The following is a 16,180-nucleotide window of genomic DNA, read 5'->3' as shown; positions in this document are numbered from 1 at the left end:
AGGCCACTGCGCCTTTGAGCAAATGGCGCATTTGCCGTAAGTCGGATTAGATCGACGTACCCGAATCTGTTGATCAGTCCGCCGTGATCAGTCCACTGTGATCCGTACCGGGGAGCGGTCGGGGCCGGTGTCGCGCAGGGTCACCGTGACCTGCGCGCCGGACCGGCTCACCTCGCCACGATCCGCGTGCACCGGACGGTCGGTCTCCAGCACGACGACGTCGGTCTGCTGGGTCGGGCGCAGCACGACCGTCGACCCGAGTCGCTCGACGAGTTCGCAGCTCGTCGCGACCAGCGTCGCCGGACCGACCCGGACCCCGTACGGGAGCATCAGGCCGCTGCGCGCCGGCAGCCGCAACCGCCGGCCGGGCAGCACCGGCTCGCCACGGTACGACGGTGCGCAGGAGATCGCCGCCGTGCCGACGTTGAGCAGGTGCAGCAGCCGCTGGCCGGACCGGTCCACTGTCGACGTCGCCACCAACCCGACCCCGTCGGCGTCCAGCCGCAGCCGGGGGCGTACGCCCAGCGTGTCGAGCGCCTGCCGCCAGAAGTCCAGGTCGCACGGGAGGTCGCAGCAGAGCACCAGGGCACGACCCGTACCCACCTCGACCGACGCCGCGCACGCGGAGCCGCTGCCGACCTCGGTGAGTACCGTCGCACCCCCGTCGGCGACGGCGAGGAGTTCGGCGTAGCCGACCCGGACCTCCGCCCGCCCCGCCGCCCAGCCGTGCCCGACGACGGAGGGGAAGTAGTGCGCGGTCCCCTCGGCCCGGCCGGTCGGGCGCAGGCCGAGCGCGTCGGCCAGGATGGTGCACGGCGTGCCGTCGTGGTCGGCCCGGGGCAGCACCCCGTGCAGCAGCAGCCGGCCGCCGGCGCGCAGGTAGCCGACGATCCGCTCCTGCACCTCGCGGCCCAGGGTGGCGGCACTGGCCAGCGCCAGCACCCGGGGCGGCGAGGTCTCCAGCCCGGTCGACTGGAGGTCGATCGCGGGGAACGAGAAGCCGCCGAGCAGCAGCGCCCGGGCCAGTACGTCGCGCGGCCCCATCCCACGAACCCGTTCGAGGTCCGCGATCTGGGCGGCCCGGGATGCCGACGCCGGGTGGTGGTATTCGGTCAGGTAGTGGTCGGGCACGAAGCCCAGGGCGAGGTCGTCGTGTTCCTCGTCGGAGTCGGCGAGCAGGTCGGCCACGCCGCGCACCGCGCGCAGCGCACGCCGGGTCGGCTCGTAGGTCGGGTTGAGCTGCCCCTCCGGCCCGACCGGGGCGGCGAAGCCGTGCCGTTCGCCGGTGAAGGCGAGCCGGTCGTTGCCGTCGCCGACCGGCACCGCCAGCGGTGGGTTGTGTCCGCCCGCGAAGAGGTAGAGGTTGAGCAGCCGGTTGCCCTGGGCCACGCACAGCCGGGTCTTCAGGTCGACGGCCTCGGGCGAGTAGCACATCGCCAGGTCCTCGCCGTAGTCGCCGTTGCCGGCCTCGAACTCCAGCGAGGTCAACGGCTGGTCGGCGTCGTGCACGGCGGCCATGAACGCGTTGCCGACGTAGAGGTCGGCGACGTTGGTGACGGTCAGGTCGCCGAGGTAGAGGTCCGAGCCCGAGGTCAGTTGCGGCTGTCCCCGGTACGCCTCGAAGAGCTGGCTGATCCCGATCGGGAACGTACGCCCCCGGCCGGCCGAGGTGCCGTGCACGTTCACCAGGAACGGCACCCCGGTCACCCCGTACCGCTCGGCGGTGTCGCGCAGGGTCTCGACGTACCGGCGGTAGCGGTCCCGGGTGTAGCGCCCGAGGTCGTCGTGCAGCGCCAGCGAACGGTCCTCGGCCGGGGTGCGCAGCGCCGCGGCCCAGGCCGTCGGGTCGCCCGGGTCGGCGCCGACCCGCGCGGCGGCCCGCTCCGGACCGTGCCGCTCGACGGCCCAGCGGGCCAGGTCGGCGCAGACGACGTCGGTCAGGTCGGGGGAGTTGGACACCCAGGACAGCATCCCGACCTCGTTGTCGAGCTGGACCGCGACGACCGGTCCGCCCCGGTCCACCAGCCGTTCGGCGAGCACCGGCATCACCTGTGCGTACCAGTCGCGGGCGGCGTCGAGGAACTCCGGTGCCAGGTAGTCGAGCGTGCGGGTCTCGATGCTGGCTCCGTCCCAGGTGGTCGGGAGCAGGTGCGGGGTGTCCTCGTACAGCCGGTAGGGGACGCCCTCGTTCTTGACCTCGGCCATGATGAACGGTCCGGGCCGGACCACGGCGCGCAGGCCGTGCTCGTGGGCGAGGTCGAGGAAGCCGGCCAGGTCACGCTGCGGGTGGGTACGTCCGTGCAGGTCGACGCTGCGATCGGGCAGTTCGTGCCAGAGCCAGGGGACGTACGTGGCCACGGTGTCGCAACCGGACTCGCGGAGCCGGGCGAGTCGGTCGGCCCAGTCCGGCGGGGCGACCCGGAAGTAGTGCACCTCGCCGGCCAGCACCAGCCGGGGCCGCCCGTCGACGACGATCCGGCGATCCTGGAGTACGACACGGGACATCGGCTTCTCTCCCTCTTGGGCGGGGCGTTGCGGGTGTACGCGGTCGGATGTGGCAGCGCGGCCTCTGGTTGGTGCGGGCTGGCTCTTGTGAAGTTTCGGCTACCTGCCTATGGTGCCTGTAACCGGTTTCAGTTAACCGCACGTTACGGACCGAGGGGGCCATGGGCAACAGTCGGATCACGGTGCGGGAGATCGCCCGGCTCGCCGGCGTCTCCGTCGCCACCGTCTCCCGGGTCTCCAACGGCACCGGCCAGGTGTCGGCGGAGATGCGCCGCCGGGTACTCGAAGCCATCGAGGCACACGGATACCGTCCGGACCATCTCGGTCGCGCGCTCGCCGCCCGCAAGCACGGCGCGGTCGGCCTGGTCTTCCCCGGCCTGTCCGGGCCCTACTTCACCGAACTCATCCAGGGATTCGAGTCCGAGGCGGTACGGGCACAGGCCAGCGTGCACATCCTCTGTACGCACCTGCGGGAGGACTCCGACAGCCAGGTGCTGGAGATGGCCCGCCGGGTCGACGGGGTGGCCGTACTCGGCGGCACCGTCTCCGACGAGGCGCTCCGGCAACTCGCCAGCAGGGTGCCGGTGGTGGTGCTGGCCGGGGTCGGCCCGGCGGGTGTGCCCTCGGTACGCGCCGAGAACACGGCCGCGATGACGGAACTGACCCGACACCTGCTGGTCGAGCACGGGCTGCGCCGGCTCGCCTTCGTCGGCAGCCCGGACGGCTCGCCCGACGTCAGCGAGCGCTGGGCGGGCTTCCAGGCGGCACACCGGGAGTTGTCGCTGCCCGACCCCGACGCGCCACTGCGACTGGGCCTGCAACAACAGGACGGCGTGCTCGCCGCGGAACGGCTGCTCTCCGGTCAGCCGGCACCCGAGGCGGTGGTCTGCGCCAACGACGAGACCGCGCTGGGCGTACTGGTCGGTGCCCTCGGGCGTGGGCTGCGGGTGCCACAGGACATCGTGATCACCGGATTCGACGACGCCCCGATCTCGGCCCTCGTGTCGCCCGGGCTGACGACGGTCCGGCAACCCGTACGGGAACTGGCCGCCGAGACCGCCCGACGGATCCTGACCGCTTCGGACGACCCGATCGACGGCGGGCCGGAGGACGTGCTGCTGCCGACCGAACTGGTGATCCGGCACAGCTGCGGCTGCCCGGCCACCGACAACCCCTGACCACCTACCCCACCACACCTACCTGACCAGCCACTGCACCACACCTACCTGACCACCACCGATCCGGCGGTTCCAGTTCTGCTGGGACCGCGGGACGGCTGTACCCACAGGAGGCCCCCGACCGTGAAGAAGCCGCTCCGGATCACCGCGCTCGCGCTGGCGGTGGCGTTGGCCGCCGCCGGTTGCACCGGCACAGAACAGCAGGGCTCCACCACGACCGCCGACGGCATGGTCGACTATCTCGACTACGGGGGGTTCGGTGGCGGGAGCAACCCGCAGGCCAACTACAACCCCTACCTTCCGGCCACCGCGCTGGGCGCGGTCGGCTACCTCTTCGAGCCGCTGATGGTCTTCGACAAGTACCACTGCGAGCCCAAGCCCTGGCTGGCCACGGCGTACACCTGGAAGGACCCGAAGACCCTGGTCTTCACCATCCGGGAGGGGGTGAAGTGGACCGACGGCAAGCCGTTCGGTGCCGACGACGTCGCGTTCAGCTTCAACCTGCTCAAGCAGCACCAGGCGCTGGACAGCACCGGCGTCTGGCGCTATCTCAGCGCCGTCGTCGCCGACGACCCGCGTACCGTGACGATGACCTTCACCGAGCCGGGCGCGTCGGCCTTCCTCCTGGTCAGCGAGTTGCAGATCGTGCCGAAGCACATCTGGTCCACAGTGTCCGACCCGGTGACCTTCACCAACGCGACCGACCCGGTCGGCACCGGTTCGTTCACCGTCAAGGCGTTCAACCCGCAGCAGTTGACGATCGCCCGCAACCCGAACTACTGGCAGGCCGACAAGATCAAGGTCAACGAGATCCGGTTCCACAACGGTGACGGCGGCGGCCAGATCGACCAGCTCAAGCTGAGCCGCGGCGAGTATGACCACAACGGGATGTTCGTCCCCGACATCAAGAAGGCGTACGTCGACCGGGACCCGGAATTCAACCACTACTGGTACCCGCCCGGCGGCACCATCAGCGTCTACCTGAACCTGACCAGGGCGCCCTTCGACGACCTGGCGTTCCGGCGGGCGCTGACCACCGCCTTCGACCGGCAGGAGATCTCCGACAAGGCCCAGTTCGGGTACGTCAAGCCGGCCAGCCAGACCGGGCTGATCGTGCCCGGCCAGGCCGGGTGGCTCCCGCCGGACATCCCCAACCAGGGCGTGCTCGGCTACGACCCGGCGAAGGCCGACGCCGACCTCACCGCGGCCGGCTACCCCAAGAACGCCGAGGGCAAGCGACTGGGCAAGGACGGCAAGCCGATCACCTTCACGTTCAAGGTGCCCGGGAGTTGGACCGACTGGGTGCAGGCCGCCCGGATCGTCACCGAGAACCTGACCGAACTCGGATTCACCGTGCAGACCCAGACGCCGACCCCGGAGTCGTACGAGAACGACCGTGCGATCGGCAGCTACGACGCGCTGTTCGGAGTACACGGCGGAAGCTGCAACATGTTCACCAACTTCCAGGCGCCGCTGGCGAGCGACCAGTCCGCCCCGATCGGCAAGAAGGCGGCCAACAACTTCGTCCGGTGGACCGACCCGCGCACCGACCAGCTCATCCAGGCGCTGAAGGTGGCCACCGACGAGAACGCGCAGAAGGCGGCCGTCGCCGACCTCTCCCGGATCATGATGGACCAGGTGCCGATGATCCCGCTCTGGTACGGCGCCAAGTGGTTCCAGTACCGCACCAAGAAGGCGGTCGGCTGGCCCAGTGAAGAGAACCCGTACGCCAACCCCGGTGACAACCTGCTGATCATCACCAACCTGCGGCCGGCCGGCAGCTCCTGATGCTCTACTTCGTCCGGCGCTTCGCCTTCTTCGTCGCCACCCTGTGGGCGGCGGTGACCCTCAACTTCCTGATCCCCCGGCTCCAGCCGGGCGATCCGGCCGAGGCCATCGTGTCCCGGCTGGCGGGGCGGAACGAGGCCATCGATCCGGCCCAGGTACGGGCGGTCCGGATCATGCTGGGTGCGCCGGACGGCAGCCTGCTGGAGCAGTACGTCCAGTACCTCGGTGCGGTGGCCCGGGGCGACTTCGGGGTGTCGTACAGCTACTTCCCGTACAGCGTGACGCACATGATCGGGCAGACCCTGCTCTGGACCGTCATCCTGGTCGGGGTCACCCAGGTCATCTCGTTCGTGGTCGGCACGCTGCTCGGCACCTGGGCCGCCTACCGGCGCAACAGCCGGGTCGACTCGATCATCACGCTCGGTTCCACCTTCCTCGGTACGCTCCCGTTCTTCTGGCTGGCGCTGCTGCTCATCTACGTGTTCGCGATCACGCTGCGCTGGTTCCCGGAGCGCGGCGGGTACGGCGGCGGCAGCACGCCGGGCTGGAGTTGGCTGTTCGTCTCCGACGCCATCCAGCACAGCGTGCTGCCGGCGACGGCCCTGCTGATCACCGGGCCGATCGGCTGGATCATCGGAATGCGCAACAACATGGTGCAGAGCCTGGGGGAGGACCACGCCCGGCTGGCCCTCGCCCGGGGGCTGCCCCGGCGCCGGATCGCCCTCACCTACGGCGCCCGGCTCGCGATCCTGCCCAACGTCACCGGGTTCGCCATCGCGCTCGGCGGCATCCTCGGCGGCACCGTACTCGTCGAGAGCGTCTTCAACTATCCGGGCATGGGTCGGCTGCTGCTCGAAGCGGTCTCCAACCGCGACTTCCCGCTGATGCAGGCGATCTTCCTGTTCACCACGATCGGGGTGCTGGTGGCCAACTTCCTCGCCGACGTCCTCTACGGCGTACTGGATCCCCGGGTCAGAAGGGCCGAGTCGACATGAGCACGCCGGTTCCCGCGGTCAGGGCTCCCGGTGCCGACACCGAGGCGGTGCAGGTCGCGACCCGGGTACTGGGCCGGGGCACCCGGCTGCCGGGCTGGTTCGTGATCCTCTGGCGGAACGGGAAGTGCCGGCTCGGTCTGCTGATGCTGGCCGGGTTCGTACTGGTGGCGATCTTCGCCCCGGTGATCGGCCGGTACGACCCGCGCGACGACGACTTCGACACGTCGGCGGGTCCCAGCGCCGCGCACTGGCTCGGTACGACGGCGCTGGGCGAGGACGTCTTCGCCCAACTCGTCTTCGGGGCCCGCACCTCGCTGGTCGTCGGGATCGCCGCCGGCCTGCTCTGTACGGTCATCGGACTCGTCGTCGGGTTGACCGCCGGCTACCTGGGGGGCTGGCTGGACGAGGTGCTCTCGTTCTTCATCAACCTCGGGCTGGTGGTGCCGGCGCTGCCGCTGATGGTGACGCTGGCGGCGTACTCGCCGGTCCGCGGTCTCACCCTGATCATCCTGGTGATCAGCGTGACCGGGTGGGCGTACGGCGCCCGGATCAAGCGGTCGCAGATCATCACCCTGCGCACCCGCGACTACATCACGGCGGCCCGGTTCGCCGGGGACCGGACCGCGCGGATCATCGCCCACGAGATCGTGCCGAACATGACGTCCCTGATCGTCGTCGGGTTCATGGGCGCGGCGCTGGGCGCGATCGGCGGCGAGGCCGGGCTGGCCTTCCTGGGCCTCGGCGACCCGCAGACCGTGAGCTGGGGAACGATGCTCAACCAGGCCAGTCTCGGCGGGGCGCTGCTCAGTGGTCAGTGGGCCTGGCTGATCGCGCCCGGCGCGGCGCTGGCCCTGCTGATCACGTCGTTCACGTTGATCAACTTCGGCATCGACGCGCTGAGCAACCCACACCTGCGGGAGGACTGAGCAATGAACCTTTTTCAACCTGAACCGCGCGGCGCTCACACACCGCGTCCGACCTTGCGGTCCGACGAACCGCAAGGGGAGGTGGAAAAAGGTTCAATGGCGTTGCTGGAGGTCGAGAACCTCTCCGTCACGTACGCCCCGCGCGACGCCCCGGTCACCCGAGCGGTCCAGGACGTGTCGTTCCGCATCCGCGAGGGCGAGTTCGTGGGGCTGCTCGGCGAGTCCGGCTGCGGCAAGTCGACGCTGGGCAACGGCATACTGCGGCTGCTCTCCCCGCCGGCCCGGATCAGCGGTGGCCGGGTCGTCCTGGACGGCGTCGACCTGACCGGGGCCGACGAGGAACGGCTGCGCGGGCTGCGCTGGACCAACCTGTCCACCGTCTTCCAGAGCAGCATGAACTCGTTGAACCCGGTGCTCCGGATCGAGGCGCAGTTCGCCGAGACGTTCGCCGCGCACCGGGTCGGCGAGGAGGTCGGGGCGCGGGTCGTCGAGCTGCTGCGGATGGTGTCGCTGGACCCGGGGGTGCTCAGGGCGTACCCACACGAGCTCTCCGGCGGGATGCGGCAGCGGGTGGCGCTCGCCCTCGCGCTCGCCCTGCGCCCGCGCCTGGTGCTGCTCGACGAGCCGACCACCGGGTTGGACGTCGTCGTCCAGCGCAACATCCTCGACCGGCTGGCGACGCTCCGCCACGAACTCGGCTTCGCCGTCCTGTTCATCAGCCACGACCTCGGTACGGTGCTGGAGATGGCCGACCGGGTGATGGTGATGTACGCCGGGGAGATCGTCGAGGACCGCCCCGCCCCGGACCTGGTGCGGGAGGCCCAGCACCCCTACACCCGGGGACTGCTCGGGTCGTACGCCGATCCCCGGTCGGCCGAGGTACGGGTCAGCTACATCCCGGGCCGGCCGCCCGACCTCTCCGTCGAGCAGCCCGGCTGCCGGTTCACGCCGCGCTGCCCGTACGCCGAGGATGCCTGTGGGCAACGGCGGCCGGAACTGCGGCCCGATGACGGTGGGTTGGTGCGCTGCCTCGTCGCCCAGGATGGTCGGCTGCCACGGACGCCCGCCGGCGCCGGGCCCGGACTGCCGGTGTTCGTCGGGTTCCCGGCGGCGGCCGGGCTGGACCGGTCCGCAGACCCCCCGCCGGAGCAGGCGGTCGGTGACCCCGTGCTCCTAGTCGACGACGTCACCAAGCGCTACACCACCCGGCGCGGCCTGCGGACCACCTCTGTGGACGCGGTACGTGGCGTCTCCCTGGCGTTGCGACCGGGGCGGGTGACCGCGCTGGTCGGGCAGAGCGGCAGTGGCAAGACCACGATCGCCCGGCTGGTCACCGGCGTCGAACGCCCGACGTCCGGTCAGGTCCGGTTCACCGCCGCCGACTCGACGACCGAGGTACGCGTCGACCGGCTGCGCGGCCGGGCGTTGCGCGACTACCGCCGGCACGTACAAATGATCTTCCAGGATCCGTTCAGCGCGCTGAACCCCACCCGGACCGTCGGGTACGCCCTGTCCCGCCCGCTGGTGAACTATCACGGCCTGCGTGGTCCGGCGGTCCGGGAGCGGGCCGCCGAGCTGCTGGAGAGCGTCGGGCTCGCTCCGGCCGGGCAGTTCCTGGACAAGCTCCCGCACCAACTCTCCGGCGGGCAGCGGCAGCGGGTGGTGACGGCCCGCGCGTTGGCGCCCGAGCCGGAGATCCTGATCGCCGACGAACCCGTCTCCATGCTGGACGTGTCGATCCGCGCGGAGATCCTCGAACTCCTCGGCAAGCTGGTGCGGACCCGGCGGTTGGCCATGCTCTACATCACCCACGACCTGCTCAGCGCGCGGCTGCTCGCCGACGAGGTGTTGGTGCTCAACCACGGCGACCTCGTGGAGCAGGGCCCGACCCTGGAGGTCGTCGGCGCGGCCCGCGACGACTACACCCGGCTGTTGCTGGACTCCATCCCCAACCCGTTCTCGGCGGCACGCCGCCCCGGATGACGGGTGTTGGCCGGCGCTCGGTGGCGGGGTGACGACCGGAGCAGGACCGGCGCCTGGAGCACGGGCGCCGGTCCCGGAGCCGGGCCCGCCGGCGGTGTGCCGCGCGGACCCGGTGGCCGGTTACGGCCGGGCGTCGAGTTCGACGAGTACGGCACCCGGCTGTGGCAGCTCCAGCTCGATCACCGCCGCGTTGGTGGCCGCGCCGTTCCGCGCCGCCCCGAGCTCCTCGACCGTCAGCGAGTCGGCTGCCCGCAACGCCGCCCACTGCGTCTCGGTCGGCCAGTCGTCGACGCCGAGCTGAGCGGCGAGCGTGGTGACGTCGCCGTGCCCGCGGTCCAGCCGGGTGATCCGTACCGGACGGCCGGCGGCGCCCTCGACGGCGAGCCGGATCCGCCGGGCCAGGCTCGGCTCACCGTCCCGTTTCGACTGGTCGAGCGTTGACACCCAGACGAGTATCGCCAGGCTGCCATCCGTCCGGCGGCTGGCCCAGCTCTGCACCAGCCCGTCGGCGCCGTCGCCGGACGCCCGTACCGGCAGTTCGGTGTCACCGAGCCGGGCAAGCATCCACAGCGCGTGGTAGCGGGGCTTGGCGATGCCGCCGACGGTGAGCAGGCCGAAGCCGCCGTGCAGCAGCCGAGGCGGGCGGCCGAGTTCCTCGAAGTGGTCGCTGGCCACCCAGTAGGACAGCGCGTCGACCCGGCCGGCCGCCGAACGCATGCCACTGAGCAGGAACGTCGCCGCCGACATGCCGTCGTTGACCGGGTGGAAGTGGGTCGGGGTGACACCCCACTCGGTCCACAGGATCCGGGCGTCCGGGAAGCCGAGCCGGCGTAGCGTCGGCCGCAGGTCCAGCGGGGGACTGCCGTAGGTGTGGGTGCTGACGAAGTCGACCGGGGTGCCGGCGCGGCCGGCGTGCTCCAGCAGCGCGTCGACCCAGCCCGCCGCGGCCGAGGAGGGGCCGCCGACGGGGATCCGCGGGTCGACCTCCTTCACGGCTCGGGCGGTCACGTCGTAGAGCCGCATCCACTCCTCCTGGTCACCGGACCAGAAGACCTCCAGGTTCGCCTCGTTCCACACCTCGAAGTCCCAGGTCAGCACGGTGTCGCCGTACCGGTCGAGGAGGTGGCGGACGAGTGCGCGGACCAGGTCGCCCCACCGGTCCCAGTCCTTCGGCGGTGAGACGACGGCGGCGTACCCGAACACCGTCCGGGTCGGGTCGCTGGCCAGTTCGCGGGGCATGAAACCGAGCTCGACCACCGGCCGCAGCCCGGCCTCGAGCACCAGATCGTAGACCTGGTCGACGACGCTGAAGTCGTGTACGGGCTCGCCGTCGACCTCGCGGTAGACGCCGAGGTCGTCGTGCAGGATGGCGTGGGCGCGGACGGTCTCGACGCCGATCTCGGCCCGGATCCGGCGCAGCGCGGCGAGCAGTTCGGCACCGATCTCCCGCCCGCCGGACAGGTCACGGCAGAGCAGTTGGGAAAGGCGTTCGCTGCCGATCATCGGTTGCCAGGGCCGGTGCAGGGGAGTGCCCTGGGCCGAGCCGTCCAGCCGCAACTCCACAGTCGGGACCGCGCCGCCGACCGGTGGCACGGTGGCCGTGGTCGGGGCGACGGGGAAGGGCAGCGCGGCGGCCCGTACCGGTTCGCCGAGCGGGCCGGTGACGGTCACCTCGGAGACGGACCCGACGGCATAGGCGTACGGCTGGCCGGGTTCGCCGGTGGTGTCGACGTACCAGGGGTCGGGGACCGCGAGGACATCACCACCGAGGTGGTCCACGGGTGCGAACGGTCCGTCCACGGCGCCATCCGAGATCGGGGCGCGGTGCACCAGGTAGCCGACCGCCTCGGGCACCGGCGCCCAGCCCAGCCGGACGTGACCGAGGCCGGGTATCGCTGCCAGGTCGTTCGGTGGGGGCAGGACCGGTGTCACCTCGCGGTCGCCTTCATCGCTGCGGAGTGCGATGCGGGACTGCCAGTCGGCTCTGGCGTCGGAGACCGGCTGCTGGTCGGTGGTCACCGGGGCACCTCCTTGGGGCTCGTGTGATTCCGGTCCAGGAACTGTAACCGGTTTCCGTCACGCCCGTCGCCTCGGGCGCCCGCCGCCTCGGCGCTCTGCGGGCTCGTATAGTCGCGCGGTGAACCTGGAACCGGTCCGGCAGGCGTATGCATCCGTCGCGGAGCTCTATATCGAGCTTTTCGGCACAAGTCAGCAGGTACACGCCGACGACCTCGCCTTCATCGGGCGACATCTGGCGGGCCGACCCGGCGCGGTGCTCGATCTGGGCTGCGGGCCTGGCCACCTCACCGATTACCTTCGCTCGCTGGGCGCCGACTCAACGGGAATCGACATGGTCCCGGAGTTCATCGCCCATGCACAGGCAGCCCACCCGAGCGGTAGCTACCAACTCGGGTCGATGGAGGATCTCGCCGTCGCCGACCACTCCATCGCCGGCATCCTGGCCTGGGGCTCGTTGATCCACCTGCCGCCGCACGATCTCGACGGCGTGCTCGCCGGGTTTCGGCGGGTGATGGCTCCGGCCGGAACGTTGGTGGTTGCTCTCTTCGTGGGTGACGAGGTCGCCGCCTTCGACCACAAGGTCGTGACCGCCTATCGCTGGCCCGTCGACGAGTTCTCCGAGCGACTGGCGCGAGCCGGCTTCACGGAGGTCGAGCGCCTTCAGCGGCCCGCTGAAGGCACCCATCGGCCGCACGCCGCCATCGCGGCGATCGCGACCGAAGCGTGAGCTGAGTCGGCGAGCCCCCGTGCCCGCGCACCGGCTGCTATCTATCGGCCGATCAGCGCCACTCGATGAAAATGGCGGTGTCACCCAGGACGGAGAACGCGCCGCCTTGTTCCACCCTCTGCGGCGTGGAACCGGGTTGGGTGGCGGAGATCCAGTACTCGCGCTCCGTCTCGGCCGCACTCAGGAACACGACCTGGCTGCCGTCCGGGGAGATGACCATGGCGATGTTCTGCCGGTTGTTGTCGGGCAGGATGGGGCCGCTCGGCGTGCTCGTCCCGCCGTCGACGTCGAGGGCCGCGAGGTTGCCGTTGCCGAAGGGGCACAGCAGGGTGTCGGCGTCGAGCCACCCGACGGCGCCCGAACATCCGTTGTCGCCGGCCCTTGCGGAACTGTTGGTGAGCCCCGTGCTCTGAGCCGGGACCGCGAACACGCCGTTACCGTTGCCGCTGACCCCGGGCGCCCAGGCGCTGAAGCGTCTGCCGTCCGGCGAGACGGCGACGTCGTAGCCCACCACCCCGCGGACCGGATCTCCGACCAGGAACAGCGGACGCCGGCCGGGCACCTCGGCGGCGGTCCGCTCGGTCCGCTTGTGGTCCCCGGCCACCGACCGGCTACCGATCCTCGTGTCGCCGTCGGTAACCCGGTAGGTGAACCAGACCTCCGCGCCGTCCGGGCTGAGGACCGCGTACTGCTCGTTCGGGGTGGACCCGAAATCGATGTCGGTCGCGGTCAGGTTCGTGAGCTGTCCACCACGGTCGACGTAACCGACGTGGCCGGCGCCGCTGTCCTGGTCCCGGATCACCACGGCGAGCCTCGTGAAGTCGCGGTCGAAGAGGGACCGGACCATCCGGACGATGGCGGTGTCGTCCTCGCCGTCCCGGGCCGACCTGCCGAGCGGCCCGTAATCGCTGGGTGTGCACAGCGCGGTCAGACCCGAACGGGCCTCCGGCGCCGGGTACGCCTCGGTCTGCTGCTCGGTGGCGACGACCGTGGCCGGCACCGTGAAGATGGCCTTCGCCTCGTGCGTCCAGGTCTTCGGATCCCAACCGTCCACCGAGACCTGCCAACCGCCGTCCGCGCCGGCCGAGCAGACGGCCGTGACCAACAGGTTCCGATCTCGGAACTCGGCGTCGGGGCCCGACTGTCCGGTGCCGGGGTCCGCGCCGCGCTCGTCGTTGCCGTCGTCCGGGGAAGTACAGGCCATCAGGGCGCCCGCCAATAGCGACGCGGTCAGGGTGGACAGGACGCGCTTGTGGGGTGGCATGCGTTGCTCATCCTCCGGCGGGTTGCGTGGTCCTGGGTAACCAAACGGATGATATCGGCCATATCCTATATGGCGTCGCACGCCGCCGGGTGGCAAGTGGCCGGCGGAAACCGGCGGGGGTCAGCGTTGTCGTCCCCTCCGGCCGGGGGCCTGCGGTGGTGGCATAGCGTTTGGGTTGTGCGAGGGCTCTCATCGTCGGATCTGACCGGGCGGGCGCGGCTTCGTGAGGCAGCGCTCGCGTTGTTCGCGGAGCGTGGCTTCGAGGCCACGTCGACCCGGGCAGTGGCGGCGGCGGCCGGGGTGTCGCCGGCCCTGGTGATCCACCACTTCGGTTCGAAGGAGGGCCTGCGGGCGGCGGTGGACGAGGAGGTACTGAGCCGACTGGGCGCTGCCCTGCGGGAACTTGACGACGGCTCGCCGGACCTGATGGCCTCGCTCGGGGAAGTGTCCGCCCGGATGTTCGGCGCGGACCAGTTGTTGCGTGGCTATCTGCGCCGGGTGCTGTTGGAGGGCGGCGAGGCCAGCGTCGCACTGTTCGGCCGGCTCCTGGCAGGTGCCCGCGCCGAGCTGGGCCGGCTGGTCGCCGCTGAGCGGACGCGGGCGAACACCGACCCGCAGTGGGCCCCCTTCCAGATGCTCTGTCTGATCCTCGGCCCGCTGCTGCTGGAGCCGGTGATGCAGCCGAACCTGGACCGGTCGATGTTCGACCCGCAGGTGTTGGCGGAGCGCAGCGCCGCGAACCAGCGGTTGTTGCGGCTCGGCTGGTTCGGCCACGAGCCGACGGCAGACTAACCACGTCGATCGGGACGAGCAATCGGGGTCATCCCGGACCTTGGTCCGGGGCCTTCCCCGATTCTGACTGACCAAGTGTTCAGTATTTTGAACGCATGGACAGCATGCCGGTGGGTACCCCCGTCGAGACGCCTTCCCCGCCAACAGTCCGGCCCCGCCCGCATCTGCACTACCTGGACAACCTGCGGGTCGCGATGATCCTGCTGGTGGTGATCCACCACGCGGCCCAGGCGTACGGGCCGCCCGACTGGTGGTACTTCCGCGGCGACCAGCACACCGGAGTACTGGCGACGCTGTCGGCGGTGGGCGGGTCCTTCCGGATGAGCCTGCTCTTCTTCGCCGCTGCCTACCTCGTACCCCGCTCGCACGACCGCAGGGGCGGCTGGGGATTCACCCGGGGTCGGCTCAAGCGGCTGGGTGTCCCGTTCCTGATCGGGGCGGCGACGATCATGCCCGCGCTGATGTACACCTACTACGTCCAGTACCGCGACTATCCGCCGATCTCGTTCGGTCGCTACTACCTGGACGTGTTCCTCGGCCTCGGGCAGCGGCCGGCGGACTGGACCGGCCCGAGTTGGCCCGACCTCCAGTTCGGCCACCTCTGGTTCATCCAGAACCTGCTCGCCCTCAGCCTGCTCTACGTGCTGTTCCGGTGGACCGGCGGCCTCCTGTCCCACCGTCGTACCCGACACACTCCCGCCCGGCTGATCCGGACACCCGGACACCGCGCGCTCGTGCTGTTCACCGTGACCGTGGCCGCCGCGGCGTTCGTGGTCCGGATCCGCTACCCCCTCGACATGTGGGTGCCGCTGCTGGATTTCATCCAGGCCGAACCCGCCCGCCTCGTCCAGTACGCCGCGTTCTTCGCCGCTGGCGTGCTCGCCTACCGGCACGACTGGCTGTCGCGGCTGTCCCGGCGTACCGGCTACACCTGGCTCGCCGTCGGCGTCGCCCTGGCCGCCGTACTGTTCGGCACCGGCGTCGACACCCCCTTCTTCGCCCCGGGCGGCCTGTCGTGGGCGTCGGCGTGCTGGACGCTCGTGGAGACGTTCATGGGTGTCGGGCTCTGCGTCGGCCTGCTGACCCTGTTCCGGGAGAAGGTCGCTGGTCACAGCCGACTGACTCGGTCGCTGGCCGGCGATTCCTACGCCATCTACCTCGTTCACCTGCCGATCGTGGTCGCCCTCCAGTTCGCGTTCGCCCACGCTCGACTGCCGGTGCTGGTCACCTTCGCCGTCGTGGCGATCCTCGCCATGGCCGCCAGTGCGGTCGCGGCCCACCTCCTCCGGCAACTGCCGGGTGCGAAATCCGTGCTCTGACCAGAGCCGTGGCTGACCAGGTGGCGCCGGCCGTCGAGACGTTGCCGCACAGGGCGTCGGTGGCGACCCGGTGACTGGCCCGACCTTGCGCGGACGAGCATCGCGACCGGTTTCGGTGCGCCGGATCGGCGGTAGCCGGGTGCCGAGACACCCTGGTTGCCGCGTCACAGATCCGGTTGCGGTCCCCTGTGGACTGACGCGGTAGGGTGCGGGTGAGATCGTGCCCCTCCGGAGCCAGCGGCCGTTCGGCGTTGACGTTCCTGCCGGGGCACGTTGGCAGCACCGTGACCAGACTTGGAGTTCCCGTACCGCCATGGCCCTTGCCGTCGTGCACCAGTCTCTCCGAACGCGACGAACCGTCGCCCTGCTGACCCTCGGCGTCGCCGTGTCGGGCCTGGTCGGCTGCGGTCGCAGCGAGCCGACCGACTTCGACACCTTCATCGAGCGTCACCGGTGCGAGAAGTTGGTCCGGGGCGGGGATGGTGACATCGACCTCTCCTGCATCGACCCGCAGACCGGCCAGCGGGTGGAGATCGAGTTCGAGGCCAACGACCGGCCCGGCCAATACTTCACCGACACCCCGTTCGGCGGGATCGTGCACGTCTTCTCGCACGACGAGGTCCGCGACTCCAAGATCTACCCGAAGATCAAGAAGGGCTGATCCCCGGCGGGACGACGATCGTG

The 16,180-nt window shown here is 70.6% G+C and carries 12 protein-coding genes; 9 read left to right on the top strand and 3 right to left on the bottom strand.

Going from position 1 to position 16,180, the window contains the following annotated elements; genetic code table 11:
- Positions 1-87: 87 nt before the first annotated feature.
- Complete coding sequence (locus Pma05_RS02660; RefSeq protein ID WP_203855629.1) at positions 88-2,505, bottom strand: beta-galactosidase; 2,418 nt, start codon at positions 2,503-2,505, stop codon at positions 88-90.
- Between the two features lie 161 nt (positions 2,506-2,666).
- Here Pma05_RS02660 and Pma05_RS02655 point away from each other — a divergent pair, with 161 nt between their 5' ends.
- From Pma05_RS02655 to Pma05_RS02635, 5 genes are all read left to right on the top strand, one after another.
- Positions 2,667-3,683 (top strand): LacI family DNA-binding transcriptional regulator, encoded by a 1,017-nt coding sequence (locus Pma05_RS02655; RefSeq protein WP_203855628.1) that lies wholly within the window; start codon positions 2,667-2,669, stop codon positions 3,681-3,683.
- Between the two features lie 123 nt (positions 3,684-3,806).
- Positions 3,807-5,471 (top strand): ABC transporter substrate-binding protein, encoded by a 1,665-nt coding sequence (locus tag Pma05_RS02650; RefSeq protein ID WP_203855627.1) that lies wholly within the window; start codon positions 3,807-3,809, stop codon positions 5,469-5,471.
- A complete protein-coding gene (locus Pma05_RS02645; protein WP_203855626.1) occupies positions 5,471-6,466 on the top strand; it encodes an ABC transporter permease in 996 nt (331 codons plus the stop codon). The genes Pma05_RS02650 and Pma05_RS02645 overlap by 1 nt, the downstream gene beginning before the upstream one ends.
- Positions 6,463-7,392 (top strand): ABC transporter permease, encoded by a 930-nt coding sequence (locus Pma05_RS02640; RefSeq protein ID WP_203855625.1) that lies wholly within the window; start codon positions 6,463-6,465, stop codon positions 7,390-7,392. The genes Pma05_RS02645 and Pma05_RS02640 overlap by 4 nt, the downstream gene beginning before the upstream one ends.
- A gap of 96 nt (positions 7,393-7,488) precedes the next feature.
- Entirely contained in the window at positions 7,489-9,375 is a 1,887-nt protein-coding gene (locus Pma05_RS02635; RefSeq protein ID WP_203855624.1) for an ABC transporter ATP-binding protein, read from the top strand.
- A 120-nt stretch (positions 9,376-9,495) separates the two neighbouring features.
- Here the strand turns inward: Pma05_RS02635 and Pma05_RS02630 are convergent, their stop codons facing one another.
- On the bottom strand, positions 9,496-11,394 hold the full coding sequence (locus Pma05_RS02630) for a GH39 family glycosyl hydrolase (RefSeq protein ID WP_203855623.1): 1,899 nt from the start codon (positions 11,392-11,394) through the stop codon (positions 9,496-9,498).
- A 118-nt stretch (positions 11,395-11,512) separates the two neighbouring features.
- On the opposite strand from Pma05_RS02630, the gene Pma05_RS02625 reads away from it, so the two are divergent.
- Positions 11,513-12,121, top strand: a complete 609-nt coding sequence (locus Pma05_RS02625; RefSeq protein ID WP_203855622.1) for a class I SAM-dependent methyltransferase — start codon at positions 11,513-11,515, stop codon at positions 12,119-12,121.
- A gap of 52 nt (positions 12,122-12,173) precedes the next feature.
- Here the strand turns inward: Pma05_RS02625 and Pma05_RS02620 are convergent, their stop codons facing one another.
- A complete protein-coding gene (locus Pma05_RS02620; RefSeq protein ID WP_203855621.1) occupies positions 12,174-13,385 on the bottom strand; it encodes a hypothetical protein in 1,212 nt (403 codons plus the stop codon).
- Between the two features lie 69 nt (positions 13,386-13,454).
- On the opposite strand from Pma05_RS02620, the gene Pma05_RS02615 reads away from it, so the two are divergent.
- The 3 genes from Pma05_RS02615 to Pma05_RS02605 all read left to right on the top strand — a co-directional run bounded on the left by Pma05_RS02615 (position 13,455) and on the right by Pma05_RS02605 (position 16,157).
- On the top strand, positions 13,455-14,177 hold the full coding sequence (locus tag Pma05_RS02615; RefSeq protein ID WP_203855818.1) for a TetR/AcrR family transcriptional regulator: 723 nt from the start codon (positions 13,455-13,457) through the stop codon (positions 14,175-14,177).
- Positions 14,178-14,281: 104 nt separating this feature from the next.
- The gene (locus tag Pma05_RS02610) at positions 14,282-15,496 is read left to right on the top strand and encodes an acyltransferase family protein (RefSeq protein ID WP_203855817.1); all 1,215 of its coding nucleotides are present in this window, start codon (positions 14,282-14,284) and stop codon (positions 15,494-15,496) included.
- Positions 15,497-15,809: 313 nt separating this feature from the next.
- Positions 15,810-16,157 (top strand): hypothetical protein, encoded by a 348-nt coding sequence (locus tag Pma05_RS02605; RefSeq protein WP_203855620.1) that lies wholly within the window; start codon positions 15,810-15,812, stop codon positions 16,155-16,157.
- Positions 16,158-16,180 lie beyond the last annotated feature (23 nt).

Source organism: Plantactinospora mayteni (genome assembly GCF_016862935.1).
GTDB classification, from domain to species: domain Bacteria; phylum Actinomycetota; class Actinomycetes; order Mycobacteriales; family Micromonosporaceae; genus Plantactinospora; species Plantactinospora mayteni.
This window is presented reverse-complemented; position numbering and strand designations above follow the sequence as displayed.